The 23,379-nt window shown below is 35.4% G+C and carries 21 protein-coding genes and 1 riboswitch; of the genes, 8 read left to right on the forward strand and 13 right to left on the reverse strand.

Annotation, left to right across the window (positions count from 1 at the left end; translation table 11 throughout):
• Positions 1-7: 7 nt before the first annotated feature.
• From H9632_RS14375 to nadX, 5 genes are all read right to left on the reverse strand, one after another.
• Complete coding sequence (locus tag H9632_RS14375) at positions 8-1,672, reverse strand: SLC13 family permease (RefSeq protein WP_191704758.1); 1,665 nt, start codon at positions 1,670-1,672, stop codon at positions 8-10.
• A gap of 331 nt (positions 1,673-2,003) precedes the next feature.
• Positions 2,004-3,008: an HAAS signaling domain-containing protein gene (locus H9632_RS14380; RefSeq protein ID WP_191704759.1), complete on the reverse strand. Its 1,005-nt coding sequence runs from the start codon at positions 3,006-3,008 to the stop codon at positions 2,004-2,006.
• Entirely contained in the window at positions 2,989-3,342 is a 354-nt protein-coding gene (locus H9632_RS14385) for a PadR family transcriptional regulator (protein WP_191704760.1), read from the reverse strand. The genes H9632_RS14380 and H9632_RS14385 overlap by 20 nt, the downstream gene beginning before the upstream one ends.
• 162 nt (positions 3,343-3,504) lie before the next feature.
• Positions 3,505-4,479 carry a tRNA dihydrouridine synthase gene (locus tag H9632_RS14390; RefSeq protein ID WP_191704761.1) on the reverse strand — a complete coding sequence of 325 codons (975 nt, stop codon included), beginning with the start codon at positions 4,477-4,479 and terminating at the stop codon, positions 3,505-3,507.
• Positions 4,480-4,674: 195 nt separating this feature from the next.
• Positions 4,675-5,454, reverse strand: coding sequence for an aspartate dehydrogenase (nadX, locus tag H9632_RS14395; protein ID WP_191704762.1), 780 nt, complete (start codon positions 5,452-5,454; stop codon positions 4,675-4,677).
• Between the two features lie 147 nt (positions 5,455-5,601).
• Between nadX and H9632_RS14400 the strand changes: the two genes are divergently transcribed.
• Entirely contained in the window at positions 5,602-6,042 is a 441-nt protein-coding gene (locus H9632_RS14400) for a YtoQ family protein (protein WP_191704763.1), read from the forward strand.
• Between the two features lie 108 nt (positions 6,043-6,150).
• Here the strand turns inward: H9632_RS14400 and H9632_RS14405 are convergent, their stop codons facing one another.
• Entirely contained in the window at positions 6,151-7,005 is an 855-nt protein-coding gene (locus tag H9632_RS14405; RefSeq protein WP_191704764.1) for a malate synthase, read from the reverse strand.
• Between the two features lie 608 nt (positions 7,006-7,613).
• Here H9632_RS14405 and H9632_RS14410 point away from each other — a divergent pair.
• From H9632_RS14410 to splB, 3 genes are all read left to right on the forward strand, one after another.
• Complete coding sequence (locus tag H9632_RS14410; RefSeq protein WP_191704765.1) at positions 7,614-9,659, forward strand: methyl-accepting chemotaxis protein; 2,046 nt, start codon at positions 7,614-7,616, stop codon at positions 9,657-9,659.
• Between the two features lie 213 nt (positions 9,660-9,872).
• Positions 9,873-11,324 carry a 4-hydroxyphenylacetate 3-monooxygenase, oxygenase component gene (gene hpaB / locus H9632_RS14415; RefSeq protein ID WP_191704766.1) on the forward strand — a complete coding sequence of 484 codons (1,452 nt, stop codon included), beginning with the start codon at positions 9,873-9,875 and terminating at the stop codon, positions 11,322-11,324.
• A gap of 188 nt (positions 11,325-11,512) precedes the next feature.
• Positions 11,513-12,541 (forward strand): spore photoproduct lyase, encoded by a 1,029-nt coding sequence (gene splB, locus H9632_RS14420; protein ID WP_191704767.1) that lies wholly within the window; start codon positions 11,513-11,515, stop codon positions 12,539-12,541.
• 200 nt (positions 12,542-12,741) lie between these two features.
• On the opposite strand, the gene H9632_RS14425 is transcribed toward splB, so the two are convergent.
• A complete protein-coding gene (locus tag H9632_RS14425) occupies positions 12,742-13,596 on the reverse strand; it encodes a dimethylarginine dimethylaminohydrolase family protein (RefSeq protein ID WP_191704768.1) in 855 nt (284 codons plus the stop codon).
• Between the two features lie 180 nt (positions 13,597-13,776).
• Here H9632_RS14425 and H9632_RS14430 point away from each other — a divergent pair, with 180 nt between their 5' ends.
• Positions 13,777-14,517, forward strand: a complete 741-nt coding sequence (locus H9632_RS14430; RefSeq protein ID WP_191704769.1) for a YqcI/YcgG family protein — start codon at positions 13,777-13,779, stop codon at positions 14,515-14,517.
• A 101-nt stretch (positions 14,518-14,618) separates the two neighbouring features.
• Here the strand turns inward: H9632_RS14430 and H9632_RS14435 are convergent, their stop codons facing one another.
• The 6 genes from H9632_RS14435 to thiM form a co-directional block, all read right to left on the reverse strand.
• Positions 14,619-14,900, reverse strand: coding sequence for a potassium transporter Kef (locus tag H9632_RS14435; RefSeq protein WP_191704770.1), 282 nt, complete (start codon positions 14,898-14,900; stop codon positions 14,619-14,621).
• A 47-nt stretch (positions 14,901-14,947) separates the two neighbouring features.
• Complete coding sequence (locus H9632_RS14440) at positions 14,948-15,799, reverse strand: DegV family protein (protein WP_191704771.1); 852 nt, start codon at positions 15,797-15,799, stop codon at positions 14,948-14,950.
• 124 nt (positions 15,800-15,923) lie between these two features.
• A complete protein-coding gene (locus tag H9632_RS14445) occupies positions 15,924-16,568 on the reverse strand; it encodes a DUF6944 family repetitive protein (protein ID WP_191704772.1) in 645 nt (214 codons plus the stop codon).
• A 300-nt stretch (positions 16,569-16,868) separates the two neighbouring features.
• Complete coding sequence (locus tag H9632_RS14450; protein ID WP_191704773.1) at positions 16,869-17,579, reverse strand: thiamine phosphate synthase; 711 nt, start codon at positions 17,577-17,579, stop codon at positions 16,869-16,871.
• A 1-nt stretch (position 17,580) separates the two neighbouring features.
• The gene (locus tag H9632_RS14455) at positions 17,581-17,880 is read right to left on the reverse strand and encodes an MTH1187 family thiamine-binding protein (protein WP_191704774.1); all 300 of its coding nucleotides are present in this window, start codon (positions 17,878-17,880) and stop codon (positions 17,581-17,583) included.
• 3 nt (positions 17,881-17,883) lie between these two features.
• Positions 17,884-18,720, reverse strand: a complete 837-nt coding sequence (gene thiM, locus H9632_RS14460) for a hydroxyethylthiazole kinase (protein ID WP_191704775.1) — start codon at positions 18,718-18,720, stop codon at positions 17,884-17,886.
• Positions 18,721-18,872: 152 nt separating this feature from the next.
• Positions 18,873-18,972, reverse strand: a riboswitch (TPP riboswitch).
• A 195-nt stretch (positions 18,973-19,167) separates the two neighbouring features.
• Here thiM and H9632_RS14465 point away from each other — a divergent pair.
• The 3 genes from H9632_RS14465 to H9632_RS14475 are packed head-to-tail and all read left to right on the forward strand — an operon-like array spanning position 19,168 to position 23,127.
• Entirely contained in the window at positions 19,168-20,676 is a 1,509-nt protein-coding gene (locus tag H9632_RS14465; RefSeq protein ID WP_191704776.1) for a spore germination protein, read from the forward strand.
• Positions 20,676-21,785, forward strand: coding sequence for a GerAB/ArcD/ProY family transporter (locus H9632_RS14470; protein WP_191704777.1), 1,110 nt, complete (start codon positions 20,676-20,678; stop codon positions 21,783-21,785). Before H9632_RS14465 ends, H9632_RS14470 begins: the two co-directional genes overlap by 1 nt.
• On the forward strand, positions 21,772-23,127 hold the full coding sequence (locus H9632_RS14475) for a Ger(x)C family spore germination protein (RefSeq protein ID WP_191704778.1): 1,356 nt from the start codon (positions 21,772-21,774) through the stop codon (positions 23,125-23,127). Before H9632_RS14470 ends, H9632_RS14475 begins: the two co-directional genes overlap by 14 nt.
• Positions 23,128-23,379: the final 252 nt, after the last annotated feature.

Consider the following 23,379-nt stretch of genomic DNA (forward strand, 5'->3'; position numbering starts at 1 on the left):
TTTATATTTATTTCATTACTTTGAACACTTCTGGTACTGTATTTAAATCGATGTCCCACAAAACAGGGAGTAAGAAATAGATAGACAATGTAATTAATATGACAGCGAAGACATTTAGTGCAAAACCAGCCTTCATCATATCTGTAATTTTAATATATCCTGAACCGAACACTGCCGCATTTGGTGGTGTAGCAACCGGAAGCATGAATGCACATGACGCTGCGACACCAGCTGCAATCATTAATGCATAAGGATGGATACCTAAAGCAACAGCAAGTGATGCCATAATTGGATACATCATAGATGCCGTCGCTGTATTCGAAGTAATCTCAGTTAAAGCAAGAACAAGTGCTGTAACTAGGAATATTAATACAATTACATTTACACCATCAAGTCCCATAAGCTGTGAACCAATCCATTCAGATAATCCTGTACTCACAAAACCGGAAGCAATTGCAAGGCCCCCTCCGAATAATAGCAAAATACCCCATGGTAACTTCACTGCCGTTTGCCAATCCATTATGCGATCGCCTTTACGATTCACAGAAGGAATCGCAAATAATACGATGGCGAAAAATATTGCGATTATCCCATCAGATAGTCCGACAATAATCTTACCTAGGAAGAATGAACGGGTAATCCAAGAAAATGCAGCAAGTATAAAGACAACAAAGACAATCTTCTCTTCGATAGATGCTTTACCTAAATCTCTTTTTTCTTTATCAATTACAGCACGTCCGCCAGGTAAAGTTTTTATTTTAGACGGGAAAGCCACCTTTACAAGGTAAATCCATGTGAAGAAGATGAATACCCATGCAAATGGTACCCCGAACAGCATCCATCCAGCAAAAGATAATTCAATACCATACATTTTATTGATTGCACCTGCAAGTAATGTATTCGGTGGCGTTCCTATTAATGTAGCAATTCCCCCAAGAGACGCTGAATAGGCAATCCCGAGCATCAATGCTTTACCAAAAGCAAAACGTTGCGGAGAAGTATCTATATCGATATTCGGGTCATTTTTCAAACCGTCTGCTACTTGGTTAATGATAGCAAGTCCAATTGGAATCATCATCATTGCCGTGGCACTATTTGAAATCCACATAGATAAAAATCCTGTTGCAATCATAAACCCAAGTACAATTCGGTCCATATTTGTACCGACCATTGAAATTATCGAGATAGCAATGCGTTTATGTAAGTTCCACTTTTCCATTGCAAGAGCAATCATAAATCCACCCATAAACAGGAAAATTGTTTCATCTCCATAAGAGGATGAAGTTACTTTAATGTCCAAACTATTTGTTAAAGGAAACAATACAAGCGGCAATAATGATGTAGCAGGGATTGGAATTGCTTCCGTTATCCACCATGTTGCTATCCAAATCGTACTTGCCAAAATTCCTTTAGCTTCCGGAGTAAGACCCTCAGGATTAAAAAACATCAACGTTAAAATAAAAAATACCGGTCCTAATATAAGGCCAACTGTTTGTGCTGTTGTATAACTGCGTGGAGTATAACCGCCTCCACTACCAGAACCCTCACTACCTGTTTTCCCGGAACTTCCATTAGTAGCGATTTTAGAAGAATTTGGTTTTATGAAAAAAGTAAACAAATCTTTCACTTGGTCATGCATTTCCCATAACCGATTCCAAGTTGTCGAAAACATCTCTTTTCCTCCTAAATTTTGTTTTAAAATAACAATATTTCGTCTTAAACATTACTATTTCTTCTACCATTTTTACTTAGATAAATAAAAAATGCAATAGTATTTAAAATAATAAGAAAATAAAAAATAATAAAGATTGTTGATAAAATCCCCTAAAATATATAATTTCATATTTTAAATAGCATTTTTTTTGCATGTTCCATTGTTATATAACATTGTAAAATATTATAGCGAAAGAGTTCTCGATTCATATTTTCTTTTGTTTTATAAAGAAAAAAGAACGATTCCTAAAGGAATACGTTCTTTTTTTAATTTAATTATCCGGAAATATTTATCGAATATTCGCTTTTTTGAACCCATCATAAATACTAGCGGCAGCAGTAATTATTAAAATAATAATTGTACCCCCTATTAGCCATACATTGAATTGCTCTTTCGTAATCGTAAACAAATTAGTTATATAAACAACAAATTCTTCGCTCAAAAAATTAGGTTTTATTAAAATAATAATGAAAACAATCGTTGAAATTACTTCAAGTAATGTATTTCCAATAGCCATTCTTTTTGTCCATTGTTCCTTCAATAACTTATAAAGAGCAAATGCAATCTCCAAACCAGCGATAATAAGAACGATTAGCCCATATTGTTGTAAAACATCCTGATTTAATGCTGGCATAACAAATTCTAATGGACCGCCATCCCCTTCATATACTCCTATAATCTGGTTAGCATAAAAGTAAAGCGTCACCCAAATAGCCGTCCACATTAAACTCCCGAAAATTTCTAATTTCGAAATTGTTTTTTTCTTAGAAATATATGCAACATTTTTCAGATCCTCCGCGGTCCATTTTTCTAAACCTGAAGTTAATGGCAGCTGTTCCTTATCTTTATCAAATCTTTCTAATAAAGCAAAAGTGATAGTTAGCCAGAAAAAGACTTGGATTCCTACTTGGATCAACGTCCAGATACCTTCTCCGATAAGGGATAAAATGCTATTTAATAGCGCCTCTTCACCACTGAAACCAATGAAATATTTTGTGATAATTGTTATTAATGAAACGACAGCTGCTATTGGTACAATCATTTTTAATAATGACATATAAACATCAAAATAGCGTGGACCTATTAAATGCATTGGCTGATCCTTATACCCGTTTGCCAATATCGCTGGATTACCTAGCTGATTAAGCACATCTTTAACATCTTCCACGGTATGATGGTTAGGCAGCATATCCTCAATCGTTGAGCGTAATTCAAGTGCAATATCTGAACGCATTTTTTCAGGCAACCTTCTAGTGACTTCTTGAATGTAAACTTCAATTAAATTCGTTCTCATCGTCATCTCCCTCTCCTAATAAGGAATACAGTTCCTTAGAATTATTAATCCACTCTTTTTTCAATTCTGAAAAGATCTCCAAGCCAAATTCACTTAAAACATAATATTTTCGAGGTCTACTCTCTGATGTGTCCCAACTGCTTGAAACGAGTTCTTGCTTTTCCAATCTACGTAGTAAAGGGTACAAAGTACTTTGATCAATGGAAATCCCTGCTCCTTCCAATGATTGAACTAATGAATATCCATACTGTGGGGTTCTTAATTGACTTAGAACCGCTAGTGTCAAAGTCCCTCTTCTAAGCTCTATTTTTAAGGAATTCAATAAATTGCTCACTAAAACACCTCACTCCATAATAATGTATGTCATACAGTATTATTATATACTATGTATCATACAGTATTATCGTGAATAAAACTACTATAAATTGGTAAATAAACAAAATTAAACTCCTGTGGACTGGTTAAGGTCCACAGGAGTTTAATTTTGTTCTTATTTTTAATTTTCTTCGACTTTGTTTATTTCAAAGTTATTCAGCAGTTCACGTACTTCATCCGTTGATTTTGTGTTCATTAATTGATTTCTTAACTCACCTGCACCACGGAAGCCTTTAACATAAATTTTGAAAAAGCGGTGTAGACCTGACATGGAACGTGGCAGCATTTCCGCATATTTATCCTGTAAATCAAGTTGTAATTTTAAAAGATCAAGGTACTCCTCAGGACTATGCTCTTTCGGTTCTTTTTCAAAAGCAAAAGGATTTTTGAAAATACCGCGCCCAATCATTACCCCATCAATACCATATTTTTCAGCGAGCTCTAAACCAACTTGACGATCTGGAATATCACCATTGATTGTCAATAATGTTTGTGGCGCAATTTCATCTCTTAATTTTTTTATTTCCGGAATCAACTCCCAGTGAGCATCAACCGCGCTCATTTCTTTTCTCGTACGTAAATGAATCGATAGGTTAGCGATATCCTGTTTTAAAATATGTGTCAGCCATTCCTTCCATTCTTCTACATCTTTATAGCCAAGGCGAGTCTTTACACTAACAGGTAATCCACCAGCTTTTGCTGCTTCAATCAGCTCTGCCGCAACATCGGGACGAAGAATCAGCCCGCTTCCTTTCCCTCTTTGTGCAACGTTTGGTACAGGGCATCCCATATTCAAATCAATACCTTTAAATCCTTTTTCAGCCATACCTATACTCATTTGACGGAAAAATTCGGGGTTGTCTCCCCAAATATGTGCAACAAGGGGCTGTTCATCTTCGGTAAAATGTAAACGACCTCTCACACTTTTTTCTCCCTCCGGATGACAGTAACTATCCGAATTTGTAAACTCTGTAAAAAATACATCCGGTCTGCCTGCTTTCGCTACAACATGACGAAAAACAGTATCCGTCACGTCCTCCATAGGCGCAAGAACGAAAAACGGTTTCGGTAAATCGTTCCAAAAATTTTCTTTCATACTATTTCAAGTCCTCTCAAAATGGGATTTTGCGTTACTCATCCCTTAAGTTAAGCTCATTAATAGAGCATAATTGTCATTAATATTATTTTAAAACTATAGCAAGCCTCAAAAACACTTTTTTATTTTATACTTTTCAACCGTTTCCTTCTACAATATTGCTTATATTTCTAAAGAGCCGCTGTCAATAAAGCACTATCCACCGATTCTAATTTTCCCATTCATCCTCTTTAGTGTTCCTAAAATACTCATAGCAGCTAAATAACTCGTTTTTGGATTTTCCGGCAATGGATTATTTTTAATCGTAAAAGTTGCTTCCCCAAACTCTCCCGTTATTTCAACATGATGAATGTTTTTTTCAATATGTGGATCCGCAATTAAAGTTACTTTAGTATTTTCCATACCAATCCCGGCCAGTGCAAGGACAATTGAAACATTCATATTTTTAGGGAATCGCTCGATCGCATCTGCTGCTTTTCCTTCGAAAACGACTTGAGCTTCCTCAATTTCCTCAGCAATTAACGAACTTGCTGGCTTACGAGTAGTGAGTGAAACAAAAGTAACTTTACCGAGGGCATGTGCATTTTGTAAAACGTCCAAGCCCCCAATTGCTCCTGAAGGTAAATAAATATTATTTTTATACTTGTGTGCAAGATGACTGATTTTGGTTAACAGTTCCGTATCTACAAATGCGCCGACACTAATCACCACAACATCTTTTTGAGTTATAATGTCTGGTACTAAATCTTTCACAGCATTTATATCCGCCGCTTCCACTACAACGTCAATATCCGAACTTAGAAAATCATCCAGTTCCGTAAATAATTCAACCTCGAATTGCGATGCAACTGTTTCGTACTTTCTCTTATCTTTAACGAATACACTTTTAACTCGTAAATCATTATGTTCCTTTTGGTTAATTTCCTTTAATAAAAAATGAGCGATTGCACCCGCCCCAACTATACCAATATTCATTTTAAATCTCCTTATTTGCTTTTGTTATTCTTACTTTCCACCATAACATATCTTCGTCCTGCTTAATCCTTACATTTAGGTTTCCTTTAAAATCTCCATTACTTTGGGTAGTATTAGTTTATAGTGAAAATAATAGGAGGGATAGGAATGGAACTTACAGTATATCTTGCAGGACAGATTCATGATAATTGGCGGGAAGAAGTTGCAAAAAAGGCAAAGGAATATAATCTCCCCCTACGCTTCGTAGCTCCACAAACAAACCATGATCGTTCTGATAATATTGGCGAAGAAATTTTAGGGGAGCAGCCTTCTAACTTCCATAAAGATAATGCAGCATCGGATATTAATAATTTTAGAACACAAGTATTAATGCAAAAAGCTGATATTGTCATTGCCTTATTCGGCGAAAAGTATAAACAGTGGAATACCGCAATGGATGCAAGTACGGCTATTGCTATGAACAAGCCAACTATTATTATTCGACCGGAGTCATTGATTCACCCTTTAAAGGAGCTTTCCAATAAAGCAAATGTAACCGTAGAGACTGTTGACCAAGCAATAGATGTAATTCGTTATATTTTTGATTGATTAAAAGTATTTGTGATTCATCCATTTAGTTTTGAAGGCCTGATTAAAATAAAGCACAAAAAGAGAGATTGCCGGATGCAATCTCTCTTTTCGAATTGGAACTAAAAATTAAATGCGTTTTAATGCACCATTTGGATCTGGTAACTCTTGAGCTGAAATTTTATTGATTTTGCAGAAATAATCAAAAAACTGTTGTGCCAGCTCTCGTTCCTGTGGATCAGTTTTAATCGATACTATATCGCGTAAAATTTGAGCCATCCAAAGATTATTAAAGTAACGGTGTTTGCCGGTATTCCATGTCATTTTATGTGTAAACTTTTCATTTACATAATAATTCCAGAAGAGCATTTGATTCGCTTCCTCTTCTGTAAGTTGCAATCTGAACTTTGAATGGGCAGGAATATTACCATCTTGGCTAAGCTTTCCGATAAAATCTTCCTTTACCATATAAACACCTAAAATGCGTCTGTCTTTTTCTGACGAGTCAGAATCTACAGAAGTTAACAAGACCGCACTATTTTCAAACAATCGAATCGGTTTGTTTGGTTTGCCTTTGTTAACACCACTTTTTGCAACTCCAGAGAAAACTTTCCACTCTGAAAATGCTGTACTTTTCTCTTCTTCATCACACCAAAATACCATTTGGGACTCAGGATGAAGTTTATGGTTTTTCATAAGTTTTTCATGCTGTTGGCGAAGGTCCTGGTTTTTTCGCAAAAGTTTTAAATCTTCTTCCTTTTGCCATTCCTCTTCTCTTCGTTCAAGCTCTCTTTTTTCAATAATTTTTTCAAGTGAACTTGCATCACCTTTATCATGAAGTTTCAGGTGTTTTTCAAATACATCAGGGAAAACAAACTTCTTTTTTTCAGATGCAAAATGTATTTCGATACTTGAATCATTATGTTTAACAACACTTCCCGTACCAAAGAGCTTATGTGTAACTTTCTTATTAATTAGATTCATTATTATAGTCCTCCTTCACATTTTTACAGGTAAATTTATTATTAAATTAAATAACTCCTAATAAACCTCACACAATTGTTTGAATTTTTACCTTAATTTTGAAAAAGACTATTAAAAAACGTATTCCAAATTCTTTCTGCATTTACAGCAGAATTCGAAATACCACAATTGTAAGTCTATTATAACATTTCTTAAACAAAAATACAATTTTTTTGTTGACAATACATTTTAAGTTAGGTTAAAATGAAATATTTATTTCAAACAAGGCTTTTATTTTTAAAAATTTTCGCTTTAAAAACCTCCACCAATCCTTATATTTACTATATATATATATAGACAATTGTACTTTTTTTATTTATCCTCCAATAACATTTGCAACTGTCAAAAACCATTTTTCGACCATTTCTAATTAGTTATTAGTTTTTTTTATAAATATACCCACTAAATAGTAATATTATTTAGAAAATTGTAACTATAATGCAAATTGCCCCCAATATAATATTTTTCTATAGACATAAGTCCTATACATATATATACTTTTATCCAGATTACCTTTCTACTTTTCGGTGCAAAAGTAAATATTTAGATAAAAGAAAGATGTGAAACAAGTGAACTTTTTTAAGAATTTGACTTTAAAAGTGAAGTGGATGATTTATATCTCATGCGCCATTGTGTTAGCAGTCGGCGTAACTGTAATTTTTAGTCAGTGGAACGTGCGTAACATTCTAGAAGATGAAAATCGTCAAACCTCTGCTGACAGTGCTAAAAATGCAGTTAATCAGGTTTCATTAGGCTTATTGAATTATGAATCTGCTGTTTTACAATTAAGTCAGGTAATAGAGGCAATCTTAACGAATGAGGAAAAAGATTATACTCAAATAGACAAAATAACAAAAACACTTCATGAACAAAATAATGATTATTTAGCCGTGTATTTCATGGATTTTAATACTGGCAAATTACATGTGACACCAGAGATTACATACGATTGGGATGTTCGCGATTCTCAAACATTCGCGAAATTAAATAGTAATCCTAATTTACAATGGATGGATATTTATTTGGATACTGGTGTAAATAAATTAATGACTTCCGTTATTGCTCCCGTATTTAATAATGGTGAGCTAGTTGGCGCAGTCGGCTTTGATATTGACTTCTCAACGATTGGTTCAATACGCGAAAGTATTGAAACAGATACATCTTCCAAATTAATGATTGTTGATCCAAATGGTCTAATTGTTTCTTCATTTATTGAAGATGGTGACGGAAAAAATATTAACGCTGATAATTCCGGCAAAGTTGAGGGTGTTTCGGATTTATTAAAACCTGATGAATTAGCTACAGAATTCAGTTGGCTTTTAAATGATTCAAATACGAATAATCAAATTGAACAATTTAACTGGGATGGTATGGATTATTCGGGAGAAATACAGACAATAGAAAAAAACAATTGGAAGATTGTTTCTGTTATAGATAAAGGTAATTTTGCCGAAAAATTAAAGGAATTTACAATTAACGGTTGGATATCACTCATTATTGGATTAGTAATTGGTTGTTTAATCGCTTATTTCATGTCAATTAAACTAATCCTGATTTTTAGTAATTTAAAAAAAGTATTTGAAAGAACAGCAAAAGGCGACTTTATTACTCGTTTTGAAACGAATTCAAATGATGAAATTGCTGATTTAGCAAACCATTATAACCAGATGCTAGATGGAGTTCATCGTTTAGTTCTTCAAGTTAATGAAAATACAAATGCAATTCGAAATTCGTCTAATAGTTTAGCAATTATCGCTAAAGAAAATGAACAAGCATTAAATAATGTTTCTACTAGTATTGAAGAAATCGCTATGAATAGTAGTAATCAGGCTGAAAAAATGCAGGATGGTTCTAATGCTCTCCAAGTATTAGCAGACGGTATTGAGACTATTGAATTACAATCTCAACAAATGGCAGATGATGCAACCGAAGCGCTCATTGAAGCACATACAACTATTGATAAAGTTGATCAATTAGAAGAAACATATACAAATTTAGAAAGAGCATTTCAGGAAGTAACCATTGTAGCAACCAACCTGGATGATAAAACAAAGTCTATTTCTCAAGTGACAAAATTGATTGCCCAAATTACAGAACAAACGAACTTACTTGCATTAAATGCATCTATCGAAGCAGCTAGAGCAGGCGAACACGGTAAAGGCTTTGCGGTCGTAGCAGATGAGGTAAGAAAATTAGCTGAGAATTCCAAAGCAGCTACTACGAACATTCAGGAAATTATTAAAAGTATTTTGGAAGATACAGAGCAACTCGTTCAAGTAATGCAGCAAACAAATGATATTAGTGACAATCAAAAGGTAGCCGTTGATACTGTGAATAATGCAATTAAACAGCTATCCGATACTTTGGAAAATATGAAAGAATCTATTACTAGAACGATGGATAATGTGTCGACAATGCAACAGCAAAAAAATGTTGTGCTCTCATCAATGTTAGTAGTCCATGAAATGACTACAGAGGTAACAGCTGAAACACAAGAAATTGCAAGTTCGATTGAAGAACAAACATCAGCCACTACCGAAGTAACAATTCATGCTACTCATTTAAATGAACAAGTCGAAAATTTATCGGACTCTGTTTCAAAATTCAAGTTATAACTAAACAAAAAAATACCCGTTAAAACAGATGGACTTAGAGGTAGCTGCAAGCACTTCTAAGTCCATCTGTTTTTATAATATATAGCCTGTTTACGTACTATAGTGACACCATTTACATCATTGACATATGTTGCGTATATAAAGAATTTTGATTTGTTGCTTTACAGCGAGTGACCTAGCTCTATATTTCCATGAAATTTAAGGAGTGAATACATGGGTGCTATAACTGGAGAATTTTATATTAATCGACTGAATCAATTAAATAATGAAGTTTGGTTTGATGGGGAAAAGGTTGAAGGGTTACTTTCTGAACACCCCGCTTTCAAAGGTCTTATTAAAACGAAAGCTTCTCTTTATGACCTACAGCATAATCCTAAAATAAAAGATGAAATGACCTTTATTTCACCAAAATCAGGAGAACCTATTGGACTTTCTTTTTTGCAACCAAAAACGAAAGAGGATTTAGTGAAAAGGCGGAAGATGATTGAACATTGGGCGAGACATACTTATGGTATTTTAGGAAGAAGCCCCGACTATTTGAACTCCGTTTTAATGAGCTTTGCCTCTTCAGCGGAAATATTGAAGGGACAGGAAAACTGTTTCCCTGAAAATGTTGAGGCATTTTTTGAATTAGTAAGAGAAAATGATTTATCACTCACTCATACTTTTATTACACCGCAAGTTAATCGCTCTCAAAATTATTTCGAACGTACAAATGAACCTATTTCCGCGAAGATAATTGAAGAAAATGAACATGGTCTTGTGATAAAGGGTGCACGGCTATTGGCTACACAAGGTGGTTTAACAGATGAAGTGCTAGTATTTGGAGGTGGTAAAGCTGTATTCGCAGAAGATGAAGCTTTTGCTTTTGCCATCCCCTCCAATACGAAAGGCGTAAAATTTATATGCAGAGATACCTTTATAGGAGGGGACTCCCACTTTGATCATCCTCTTAGCTCAAGGTATGAAGAGATAGATTCCATTATAGTTTTTGATAATGTATTAGTTCCGTGGGAGCGCATATTTTTTTACAATAACTTTGAAATTGCCGGTAAGTTCCTTATGGAAAGTTCGTTTCATCACTTCGCTAAATATCAGGTGACGATAAGGCAGATTGTGAAAACAGAATTTATTTTAGGTATTGCGGAGCTTCTTGTAGATACGATTAATGTCCGCGAATATCAGCATATTCATGAAAAGCTGTCAGAAATCATCGTTGGGTTAGAAACGATGAAAGCACTTCTGGAAAAATCGGAGAATAATGCAGTATTAGATAAGTGGGGCTATTTACGCCCGGCTATTTTCCCATTGAAAGTTGCCGGTAATATTTTTTCAAAACTGTACCCTCGCTACATCGAAATAATTCAGCTTATAGGCGCAAGCGGTATGATTACCTTACCTACGAAAAAGGCATTCCATTCCGATATAAGAGCAGATTTAGACCAATATCTTCAAGGAGCTACTAAAACAGCAGAGGATCGTGTAAAAATATTTCGTTTAGCTTGGGATTTAACAATGAGCTCATTTGGTACGAGGCAAATGCAATATGAACGATTCTTTTTTGGTGATTCAATCCGCGCAGCGAGCGAATTATATTTTACTTATCCTAAAAAAGAGTATGTTGAAGTAGTCATTGATTTTCTAAAGCAAAAAGAAGATTTATAACTCAATACCTATACTACCTTCACCTTTTCGGGTTTTGAATTATAAAAGGACTGTAATATTTTCCATTATAATTCCTCGTCCTTTAGACAAACTAATCCCAAAAAGAAAAGAAGGTGATAAGGTGCTTAAGCTTAACAACGCAATGTGTTTCTATAACTTTATGCAGATTATCATTATTGAGGATAATCATGGATAAACCGTTTATGCCTCAGCTAGTTTATTTTGAACCGAATGCTTTAGATTATCCACTTGGAAAAGAGCTGAAAGAAAAATTTGAAGGGTTAGGTATTGAAATTCGCTATACCACTTCCCATAATCAGATACGCGATCTTCCTGGAGACAATGATTTACAGAAGTATCGTATTGCAAAATCCACACTCGTTGTAGGCATTCGTAAGACATTGAAGTTTGACACATCGAAACCATCCGCAGAATATGCCATCCCTCTTGCAACCGGGTGTATGGGACATTGTCATTACTGCTATTTGCAAACGACTATGGGGAGTAAACCGTATATTCGGATATATGTGAATGTCGATGAAATATTTGAAGCCGCTGATCATTATATAGAAGAACGCGCTCCTGAGATTACGCGTTTTGAAGCTGCTTGTACCTCTGATATTGTAGGGATCGATCACTTAACCCACTCATTAAAAAAAGCTATTGAACATTTTGGTCGGACGGAATTAGGCAGATTACGATTTGTGACTAAATTTCATCATGTTGATCATTTGCTTGATGCTAAGCATAACGGGCATACAAGATTCCGATTTAGCATTAATGCCGACTATGTCATTAAGAATTTCGAACCGGGTACTTCCCCCCTAGCAAAGCGTATAGAAGCAGCTGGGAAAGTAGCAAGGGCTGGTTATCCGCTTGGTTTTATCGTCGCCCCAATTTATCTTCATGAAGGATGGCAAGAGGGATACTATCATATGTTTGAGCGTCTTGATGCAGAATTACCTAAAGACGCTCGTGATGATATAACGTTTGAATTCATTCAGCACCGATTTACTAAGAAAGCAAAAAATGTCATTGAGAAAAATTATCCAAAAACTAAATTACAGCTGGATGAATCTACAAGACGAGTTAAGTGGGGTAAGTATGGAATCGGTAAATATATTTATCAAAAAGACGAAGAAGATGAAATGAAAGAGCAGTTATACAGTTATATGGAAAATTTCTTTCCTAATGCGAAACTTGAATATTTCACGTAACGCTAAAGCAGCCGGTCTTAAAATCGGCTGCTTTTGATTTTGGTTATGTCTTCGTAATCCTCATTACAAAGCGGTCCACCTTTTTTTGCAAAAAGAAAAAACGAACCCTTTAACAAGGATTCGTTCGTATAAAGAATGAGTAATGAACAAATGACATATATTACGAAACGAGGAGCCAATTACATTATTTTTATTACCTCTTAAAGCCGGACAATAGGCATTGAACAACATCGGAATGAGCCGCCTGACTTGATGATTTCTGAAAAATCTACTTCCAATACTTCATACCCATGCTGTCTCATCTGATAATTAACATCACGATTCATTGGTAAACTCAATACCCGCTTCTGACCAATAGATAATACATTTGTGCCCATTGTAAACTGTTCGCTTTCACTTACTTCGATTAAATTGTACATACTCGCTAAAAATTCTACAGTTTTCAGATCGAACGCATCTGGATATATTAATGCTTCTTCTGAGGAAAGAATATTGAATACACAATCTAAATGTAAATATTTTGGGTTGAATTGAATTGGCAGTATTTTAAATTCAGGTAATTCTTTCTGTAAAGATTGAATTGCACTTTTACATGTACGGTGACTGATTCCAATGAAGACACGTTGTCCGTCGACAATGACATCTCCCCCTTCTATGGAATGAGTTGAGAGCTTTTTATATGCAATATTATGTTTATGCATCCAATGGGCTAATACTTCCTCTTCACCTTGACGAATCGGATTCGCCATTTCTGAAATAAATAAACGATTTCCTAATGTAAAGCCAATATCTCGTGTAAAGACTTGCTCAGGGTGATCTTTACTAGGTTTTAGTTTAATCACTTCCACACCCGCACTTCTTAATGTTTGTTCAAAATTCCGATGTTGTGCAATAGCAAGTTCCTGGTCAATATTCTCATGTTTATATTGCTTTTGGACATTATTAATCACTTCTCTAATCTCCATATATTGCGGTTCACATAAAACTACTTTTTTTAATGTTCCATATTCATTTTTACAATTTATTTGATCATGTTTTGTAATTGTATCACCCATTAAGGCATCCTCCAGATTCTTAATTCAACTCTCTCTTATTTATTTTCATTTCCTTGATTTACATTCAGTAAACATTTCTGAATTTTTAATCTATTCAGGTACCATTGTTTCAAGAAATTTAGGAAGGGGTAATGATTGGCTATATAATAATAATTGGATAATGATAATGGAGGGGTTTGTATGATTACGAAAGGGCATACTTTATTAACAAAGGAAGATTTTCAAACAAGAACCGACTTGCCAAATTGGCTTTATAAAGAATACGAAACCTTTCATAACACGGTAACAGATAAAACGTTTCCATGTTTTTTCGGTATGAGTGGTGAGCTCAAAGGTGAGCTTCGCTATGCCTATATTAATCAGGATGACTGGAGCAATCTACCTTCTGCAGTAGAACACTTCCTTAATTTATTTAAGATGCCAAACTACAAGAGACATGGACTTTTCGTCTTTGTAGAACCATTTGAGCAAGAGGGCTCTCTTGAAGATTACCGAAAGCAATTTTGGGATATACTACAATACTTGCATAAAGAAGATAAAGTGGAATGGCCAATAGACAGTCCTCGTGACCCTGAACATTACTTATGGGATTTTCATTTTGCCGGAGAGCCAATTTTTGTATTTGGAAATGCACCTGCGTATAAAAAGCGGAAAACACGTCATTTAGGAAATGCAATGGTTCTTGGATTTCAACCTCGGAAAATTTTCGAAGGGTTAGAAGGAACTGAAAAAGGCGGGATCATGTCTCGGGAAAAAGTTCGGAAACGTGTAGAGGTATGGGATCAGCTTCCTAAACATCCCGATATTGGTCACTATGGTGACCCGACACATAATGAGTGGAAACAATCATTTATTGGTGATGATATTGTACCGATAAAAGGCAAATGCCCTTTCCAACATAAATCGCTCTTGAAACTTTAGTCTCTCCTAAAAAGTAAACGGTTACAGGAAAGGCAGTGCTAAAAGTTTAATCGTACTTTTAGCACTGCCTTTATAATTTATTATATTGGTAAGATATAATATTACTTTCCTTTTTTCGAGAAAAAGAAGGTAAAAATAGCGAACAAAAATGAAAAGAATGTAATTATCCATATAAGGTAAAGAACAAGCCCCAATCCAATATTCGCATCCTGATAGTCCATTACTGCATTATCAATTAACGACCACGATAAAAGTGCCAAAGCTCCAACACCTATTACAATGACAACCATTTTCGAACGACCTTTGCTCACATAATAGCTAAAAGTAAAAGAAGCAACTAATAAAAAATAAGTTAAAGCTGATAACCAAACTATTCTCTCCATAACGCATCAACTCCTAAATTACCTAGCAAGCGTTAACAACCCGTTTTTTATTTTTCAAGCCCTGCTATTCCAAAGCCTCCTGGTCCGGCATGAGTAGAGATCATTGCTCCAGCTTGCATCCATGTTACATTTTCAAAGCCTGTTTCCTTCGCGATTTCCTCCATCTGCCTTTTAATACTTTCATCAAGACCGACTGAGTAAATTAAATACAGCTGTTTTCTATCAATATCATATTCATCTAAGTAGTCTCGTAAAAGTTTTTCAGCAACAATACTCATTTTCCCTCGATATTTCCTTGTTGAAACAAGCTTTCCTTCCTTTAATTCAATGCATGGCTTTATTTTTAGTAAGGCTCCGCCAATATACGCTAGGTTACTTACCCGTCCACCAGCTTTCAGAAAATCCAAACTCCCCGGCAGAAAGGCCAGTCTTGCTTTAGGAACAATGGATTCTACTTTTTCTATTAAACGTACAGGTTCAATAGAAGGTTCCTCCTCAAGCAAAGTAGCTGCGTACATCACGATGGCAGCTAAGCCGCCTGTCACATTTAACGTATCGATAAGAAAAAGATTTTCAAAATTCTCCGCTGCAATTAACGCACTTTGAAATGATGCAGAAGCTTTAGACGTATACCCAATATGAATAATGATGCTGTCAGGAAATTCCGTTCTAATTTTAGTAAATAAATCCTCATATTCATGTACATTTGTTGCTGCTGTGGAAGGAATTTTTTTCGTACGGCTATGATAATCAAAAACTTCCTCTACAGATAACTGACCATCTAAATAATCTTTTCCCTCCATAATGACATGCATCGGTACTACTTGAATTTGATGTTTTTCAACCAGGTCTTTCGGTAAATCCGCTCCACTCTCAGTCGATAAAATAATCCTTTTCATTGTATACCCCTTCCGAATTACATACCCATTCAATGTATTTACTTTTTATTTAATTTAAATATACACTAAGAGGTTAAATTATTCAGTTAATTTTCAGAAAATTAACTCGATAGTCTTTTATAGCTTAATCGGAGGCCAATGCTGTAATAACTGCTCCGACCGTTTGTATCCAAGCACCAACTGCATTCATTACTTCCCCTTCACTTGTATTAGTATCAGCAAAAACTTCTATTACATTGCCTATTAACTGAATGATATTTCCTGTATTTGCTATAGTCTGTAGGAGTGTCAGTTCCCCTTCCGTATTAATCGTAATTCCTACCCCTACTACTTGAAGTAGTGTACCTTGCTTTTGTAACAGTTGACTTGATTGTTCGTTCTCTGACAGTATCCCTGCTACGACAGCCAAATTTCCTATAGCTGAAAGTTGACCACCAACCACATCTAATACCGCGTTTTCTGTCTCCACTACAATTGCGCTTCCGCCGGCTTGCAGAATATTTCCGATTACATTGAAGTCTGTCAGTGTTTGCTGAGTAAAAAAGGTTGAAGGTGTACTCCCAATTGCCGATACAATTGTTCCGATAGCCACAATCCAGTTTCCTGCTACCGCCGTAATATTTGTTTCACTAGAGCTACTACTTTTATTATTGCTATTCGAGACATACCGTTTCTCATTTTTGCTGCGGAACATCAATTTATTCCATTTATCCATAGAGGTCCTATGTTCCTCTTTATTATCGCTGCCATTTGGGTTGTTAAGATTCATCAATTTTCTCCACCTACTATTCATTAGTAAGGAATGCCCTGTACCAAATTGTATGATAAACGACTTTTATTATGCTGATATGAAGGTTGTGCATTCCTAGCGACAATAAGCTATATAATGCAGTGTATGAAATTACAAATTGATTGGTTGGACCTGTAATAACCAAATAGTAGGGGAATAAGAGTAAGAGAATAATTGTGATGGCAATAGCTTGGGATTATTAAAGTTGGATGTAAGAAGGAATTCTTATATACGTCCTCAAGGGAAGCAGTCATTGCGTACTCTCCTTAATCTGATGTTTTATATTAATTTGGATTTATAATTGTTCCAGGTGTTCACTAAATTTGTTGCTTCTTGTTTTGGATTATCGGCCTCCGTGACAGCAGATACTACAAAGAAACCGTGTGCTCCAGTTTGTGCTAGGGTCGGAATATCCGCGAGCTTTACACCCCCGCCTACGACTACGGGAATTGAACTAAGCTCAGCAACTTTCGCAATATCGTCAATACTTCTCGTAATCACTTTTCCGTCTTCCCCAATTCCGCAATCAGGTTTTGTTGAGGTCTCATGTAACGGCCCTACGCCAAAATAATCAAGTTGAGAGACATCCTCTGTCTTAATATAGTCAAATAATTGATCAACTCGAGCAGATAAACCGATAATAAGATCTCCCCCTAAATATTCACGACAAACGTTCACCGGTATATCTGTTTGTCCTACATGAATGCCGTCAACTTTAATCCCTTGCGATCTAGCAGCTAAAACAACATCTAGACGGTCATTTACAAGCAGTGTCACTTCCTGGGATTTTCCAGTCTCTTCAATGACATCTGCTGCTTGACGTGTTAATTGAATTAATTCTCTGGCAGAAGCGACTTTTGAGCGTATTTGGATGCAAGTGAATCCTGCCTCTACTGCATCTTTAATAATTGATACAACTGGACGTCCTTTTGTATTTTCGGGACCTATAACTAAATATGCTGAAATATCAAGGTTCTTAATGTTTCTCATATTATCCTCCTAAAATATCATTCACTTTATTTACTTTTGTATTGATTGTATTTGTGTATCCCGGACGGATATCAGCTTTCAACACCACTTCCGTTCGAATTCCTTTTTCGGCAAGGATAAATGTCGCTTCTTTTACTACTTTCATTACTTCATCCCATTCGCCTTCAATTTCTGTAAACATGGCTGTAGTGTGATTAGGTAGTCCTGAATCTCGGATAACTTTCACTACCTCGGCTATTTCCTGAGATAATTCATCTCCTACACCAAAAGGCGCAATTGCAACTGCTACTAATGTATTCACGATTTAAACCTCCTCCAAATCAAATGGGTTGTTTGCAATCTCTTCAGCTGTCGCTTTATATAATTCATCTAAAAATTGTACTTGAAAACTTCCGGGACCATCTACTTTAAGTTCAGCTCTTTTTCCCGCTAAGTTGTACACAGCAGAGGCAGTAAGTGCTGCAATAAATGGATTAGCTGCCGCTGCATACACAGCTGCAACTCCACCTAACGAGCAACCTGCACCCGTGATTTTTTCCATAAAATATGACCCTCCATAAGAGATAGCTATAATAGATCCATCTGTTATTAAATCGGTTTCCCCTGAGACAGCAACCGCACCCCCTGTCCACTTTGCAAGAGCAATTGCTGCTTTTTTAGCCGCATGTACGGAATCAGTAGAATCAACACCGCGCACATTTGATTCATCTGTCCCCCCATCTAATTCCCATAAACCTGCTAATGCGATAATTTCTGAGGCGTTACCTCTAATAATTGTCGGTTTAAATACTTTAAATTGTTTTAAAAGTTGTGTCCTTAGGGAGCCAATACCAACAGCAACGGGATCTAACACCCATGGCTTTCCTGCTTCATGCAATACTTTTGCTACATGGGGTAATGTCTTTTCATAAATCGGTAGAAGTGTACCAACGTTGACATATGTAGCTCCTCCGGTTTTTGCCAAAAACTCCGCTTCATCCGGCAAATATACCATAGCTGCAGATCCGCCAACAGCAAGCTGAGCGTTTGCCACTAGATTAATGGTTACAGAGTTCGTAATAGAACCTGCCATCGGATTTATCTGTTTTACCGTTTCAACTGCCTGAATTATTTCACTTTGAATCTCCTGTTTAATACCCATTTACCAAACACCTTTCTATTAACATTCTGAATACGAACAAATAGAATCACAGGACAGAGGCTTTCGATATGAATTCACTTAAGCATGCGAAAATAAAAAAGTGCTCTCCCATTTAAATAAAATTGGGAAAGCACAATTCAAATTATTGCTTAAAAATATAATGAATCGCTTCCCTACACCAGTGTTAACTGACAGGTTCAAAGAGTCAGGTTTTAACCTTCTCAACTCAAAAGAGTCCCCCCGCAATATATGCTATTTTGTTTGTTCCTCCATATTATCAACAGGTATGTTGAATGTCAAATTCATACATTTAGATTGCTCACTCAATCTAAGCTACACCCACATTTTAAAGATTCAATAACACATCGAATTAAAGTATGAATTGCATATTATTTGGAAAAAATAAAACAATAAACTTATTACATCATTTGAACAGGAGTTAAGAAAATGGTCCAATCTTCAAATGAAAAATACAATAATCCCCTATATCTCGATGGCCAATTAGATGAAAATATTACAGTAATAAAAAAAATACTTGGAAATTCTTCAGATCTTATTATCCGAAAAAGCAGAATTGGCCGGTTGAACCATCCTTTTGCTTTAATTTATATAAAAGGGCTTATAAACGAGGATTTATTAAATAAAAATATATTAAGAGTTCTTGAATTAAACAGAAAACATATTCACTCGAATTTGTTTGATCATGTCTATGAAGAAATAATCGCCATTGCTGAAATCAACAGATCGAAGGAAATGAAGCAGGTAATTAAAACGCTTTTAGCCGGCGATACAGTTTTCTTACTGGAAGGTGTAAGTGAAGCCGCTCTTATCGGAACGAGCGGAATGGAATATCGTGCCCTTGAAGAGCCGCAATCTGAATCAGTTATTCGAGGGTCCCGAGTAGGGTTTATAGAGAATTTTAAAATTAACCTCTCGCTCATTCGCCAGGAAATCAAAGATCCCAATCTTCGAGTCGATATGATGGAAGTTGGCACACATTCCAACCAGAAAATTGCCATTTGTTATATTGATGGGGTTGTAAGAGAAGATCTTTTACAGGAAGTTTTGCGTCGCGTTAAAACAATTGATATTGATTTCGCACCGGATTCTGGATTTATTGAACAGTGGATTGAAGATAATCTTCTGTCACCCTTTCCACAAATTTTAGATACAGAAAGACCGGATAGGGTGGCTTTCAATATATTGAAAGGTAAAATAGCCATTATTGTTGAAGGGTCACCCTTTGCTCTTTTAATGCCTATCACTTTCGGGGATTCATTAAAGTCAATAGAAGACTATAACCAACGTTGGTTAATAAGTTCATTACTTCGATTATTGCGCTTATTCTCTTTCTACATGACTATATTTTTACCAGCCCTATATGTTGCATTAATTTCATACCATCCAGAATTAATTCCGGCTCAGCTATTATTTACAATAACGGCAGCTAGGGAAGGGATTCCATTTCCGTCCTTAATTGAAGCTTTAATCCTCGTCTTTTTTTATGAAGTATTGCAGGAGGCTGGAACAAGACTCCCCTATAAAATCAGTCAGACAATTGGGATTGTAGGCGGTATAGTTATTGGTCAACTTGCCGTTATGGCGGGTATTGTAACCCCCATCATGGTTATAGTTATTTCTTTAACGGCCATTTGCGCATTCACCATACCCAATTACAGCTTTGCGATTGGCTTGCGAATAGTTCGCCTCGCTACTATATTTGCTGCGGCAATTTTAGGGCTATACGGAATTATTTTAGTGTTTATTATGATTTATGTTCATCTTGCCAACTTAAAAAGTATTGGTGTTCCATATACACAATCCTTTTCTCCCGGCAACTTATGGACCCTTGAAAATATTGTCGTAAGGGCTCCGATTACAGTATTGTCAAAACGCTCATTTCAGCCATTCCTGAAATCGAATAAGAAAAAGAAAGACGGAGGATCAGTGAAGTAATGAAACTTTATAAAAACAATGAATCGATTCAAGATAAAGACATTATGTTTGCTGTTGCTTCGAATACGATTAGTATTACAATTTTATTTTTGCCTCGGTATATAACCGAACATACTGTATCTTCTGATGGCTGGATAGCAATTTTATTCGGAGGGTTGATCGCGCTTCTTTTAGGATGGATTTTAGCAAAAATAGCCGTATCCTTCCCAAATGAACCCTTTCTCTCTTTTGCCTCCTATTTAGTATCAAAGCCAGTGGCAGTCATACTATGCTTTATTTTTGTTTTTCAATATATTATTATCTCTTCCTTTCAAATGAGGGAAATGGCTACCCTGTCTCAGGAGTACTTTTTTGATCGTACCCCATTGGAAGTTGTCTGTTTAGCGTTTATCCTTGTCGTTATATATGCAGTATCTGGCTCGAAGATGGCCATTTTCAAATTAAATATTCTCTTTTTCCCTTTTGTTGTCGGCGGATTAACTTTATTAATTATTGCACCGATGTGGGCTATTAAGCTTGAAAATTTACTTCCTGTGTTTCAAACCGATTTTAAAGGACTTCAGTCTGGAACAATATCCAGTTTGAACGCATTTCTAGGATTTGGTATCGTATTATTTTATATTTCTCTTATAAAAAAACCTGAAAAAGCAGCTAAAATGACTGTTTTAGGAATTTTATTTCCATTTACCTTTTATATCATTATTTTTATTATTTGTGTTGGCGTCTTTGGGAATGCAACGGTCAAAAATCTTTATTATCCTGTATTCGAGCTTTCAAAAATTATATCGATTCCAGGGATTTTCTTCGAACGCTTTGATTCTATTTTATTTATCATCTGGACAATTATTGTATTTACAACCTGCTTAATGGCATTTGATATTGCAGTAATGCTCATTAACCAGTTAATTCCTAAATTAGCCAAGCAATCGATTATCTTTATTTTGTCACCCATCATTTTCTTTTTAGCCATGCTACCTAAAAACTTTATTCAAATTAATAACATCGCAAAATATATGGCCTATTTAGAGATAGTTTATATTGTATTCGTCATATTTCTACTAGGAACTATGCTATTAATAAGAGGTAGGAGAACCCATGATTCCTTATAAAAAACTTATATTTTTAATTTGTTGTCTCCCACTTACAGCCGGTTGCTGGGATAATCTTGAAGTAGAAGATAGAAGTTTTGTAACAGGGATTGCGATAGACCTAGCTACTAATAAAGATAATAATAAACCAGCTCCTTCAGAAGAAAGTGCGGCTGAGAGGGACTCCCAAGGTCAACAGCAGCAGAACTCACAGCAGCAAAGTAATCAACCTTCATCAGGGCAAGAACGCATAAAACAAAATCAAAATGAATCTTCATTACAAACCGATGAAAGAGTTTTAAATTATGAAAAAGATGAGGATTATGAACAAAATGATAATAATAAATTCAAATTAACACAACAGCTTTTAAATCCTTCTACCTTTAGCTCACAACAAAACACTAACAATTCAAACGCCACTTCATTTCGTAACCTATCACAAACTGGAGACACCATTATTGAAATGAACCGCGATATGATAAAACAGGCTGGAAGTAGGACAAACGTGACACATTTAAATATTGTCCTCTTTTCGGAAGCCCTTGCAAAAGAAGAATATTTATTTGCTGATCTGATGGATATTTTCCTTCGAGAAAAAGAAATGTTACGGAGCGTGAAAATCGCCATTACGGAGGATCAATCCAGCGATTATTTATCAATTCTTCCTGAAAACGAGAAAATACCAAGTAAATATTTATCCAAAGTTTTGGAAAACAAGTCGACTTTAGATATTGCCCAACCTTTAACTGTGGGAAATGTTCAATCCTATTTGTTAATGAATCGAAGTTTTATTATTCCTTTTATTAGTCAGGTAAATACAACGACAGTTAATTATGATGGGGTTTCGGTATACAGCGGTATTAAGAATAAAGTTGTTGGTAATTTAATCGGAGATGAAGCAAAAGGAGTAAACTTTATTCAATCCAAAAATCAGACAGGGACGATTAATACAAAACTTGATGATCACGATGTCACCTTTGAAATCTTAAACATTCAAAGTAAAATATCACTGAAAGATAAGAAAATGCCATTACAATTCGATATTAAAATCGATGTTGCTAGCGGAGTCGCTGAACAATATGGCCATCTTGACGTTATGAAGGAAGAAAATTATCAAAAGCTAAAAAGTACTTTAGAAAAAGAAATTAAAGAAATAACGGAACATACCATCTCTATTTTACAGAATGAGTTATATACAGACGTTATCGGATTAAACACTTATTTATATGAAAAGCATTATCCGCTTTGGAAATCCATTAAAGAGGAATGGGAAGAGGGTCAGCATTATTTCATAAAGAGTGATATACAAGTTGATGTCAACGCAACTATCGAAAAGCCAGGCAACATTATAAAATCACACTAAAGGTGGAATTTTTTTGTGGAATAGTCTTATGGAACATTTTACTGATATACCTACTATGCTTTGTACCTTCCTATCATTTTTTATTCCATATACAGTTTCTAAAATATATAATAATTTTTCCCACCATACCAATCCTCCTTGGAAGAAAGAAGAAAATTAGCATGCTCGTATCCTTTACAATACGAAAAACCATGAGTAGAATAAAGTTAGTTTTAGAATAATACTTGATTTATTTTTGGTGAAAAAGCACGA

This window comes from Solibacillus merdavium (assembly GCF_014836935.1).
Taxonomy (GTDB): domain Bacteria; phylum Bacillota; class Bacilli; order Bacillales_A; family Planococcaceae; genus Solibacillus; species Solibacillus ferritrahens.

Coding starts and splice junctions, on each gene's coding strand:
- H9632_RS14375 (WP_191704758.1), bottom strand. CDS start 1,672: ATGTTTTCGACAACTTGGAATCGGTTATGGGAAATGCATGACCAAGTG.
- H9632_RS14380 (WP_191704759.1), bottom strand. CDS start 3,008: ATGAGAACGAATTTAATTGAAGTTTACATTCAAGAAGTCACTAGAAGG.
- H9632_RS14390 (WP_191704761.1), bottom strand. CDS start 4,479: ATGAAAGAAAATTTTTGGAACGATTTACCGAAACCGTTTTTCGTTCTT.
- nadX (WP_191704762.1), bottom strand. CDS start 5,454: ATGAATATTGGTATAGTTGGGGCGGGTGCAATCGCTCATTTTTTATTA.
- H9632_RS14400 (WP_191704763.1), top strand. CDS start 5,602: ATGGAACTTACAGTATATCTTGCAGGACAGATTCATGATAATTGGCGG.
- H9632_RS14405 (WP_191704764.1), bottom strand. CDS start 7,005: ATGAATCTAATTAATAAGAAAGTTACACATAAGCTCTTTGGTACGGGA.
- hpaB (WP_191704766.1), top strand. CDS start 9,873: ATGGGTGCTATAACTGGAGAATTTTATATTAATCGACTGAATCAATTA.
- splB (WP_191704767.1), top strand. CDS start 11,513: ATGGATAAACCGTTTATGCCTCAGCTAGTTTATTTTGAACCGAATGCT.
- H9632_RS14425 (WP_191704768.1), bottom strand. CDS start 13,596: ATGGGTGATACAATTACAAAACATGATCAAATAAATTGTAAAAATGAA.
- H9632_RS14430 (WP_191704769.1), top strand. CDS start 13,777: ATGATTACGAAAGGGCATACTTTATTAACAAAGGAAGATTTTCAAACA.
- H9632_RS14435 (WP_191704770.1), bottom strand. CDS start 14,900: ATGGAGAGAATAGTTTGGTTATCAGCTTTAACTTATTTTTTATTAGTT.
- H9632_RS14440 (WP_191704771.1), bottom strand. CDS start 15,799: ATGAAAAGGATTATTTTATCGACTGAGAGTGGAGCGGATTTACCGAAA.
- H9632_RS14445 (WP_191704772.1), bottom strand. CDS start 16,568: ATGAATCTTAACAACCCAAATGGCAGCGATAATAAAGAGGAACATAGG.
- H9632_RS14450 (WP_191704773.1), bottom strand. CDS start 17,579: ATGAGAAACATTAAGAACCTTGATATTTCAGCATATTTAGTTATAGGT.
- thiM (WP_191704775.1), bottom strand. CDS start 18,720: ATGGGTATTAAACAGGAGATTCAAAGTGAAATAATTCAGGCAGTTGAA.
- H9632_RS14465 (WP_191704776.1), top strand. CDS start 19,168: ATGGTCCAATCTTCAAATGAAAAATACAATAATCCCCTATATCTCGAT.
- H9632_RS14470 (WP_191704777.1), top strand. CDS start 20,676: ATGAAACTTTATAAAAACAATGAATCGATTCAAGATAAAGACATTATG.
- H9632_RS14475 (WP_191704778.1), top strand. CDS start 21,772: ATGATTCCTTATAAAAAACTTATATTTTTAATTTGTTGTCTCCCACTT.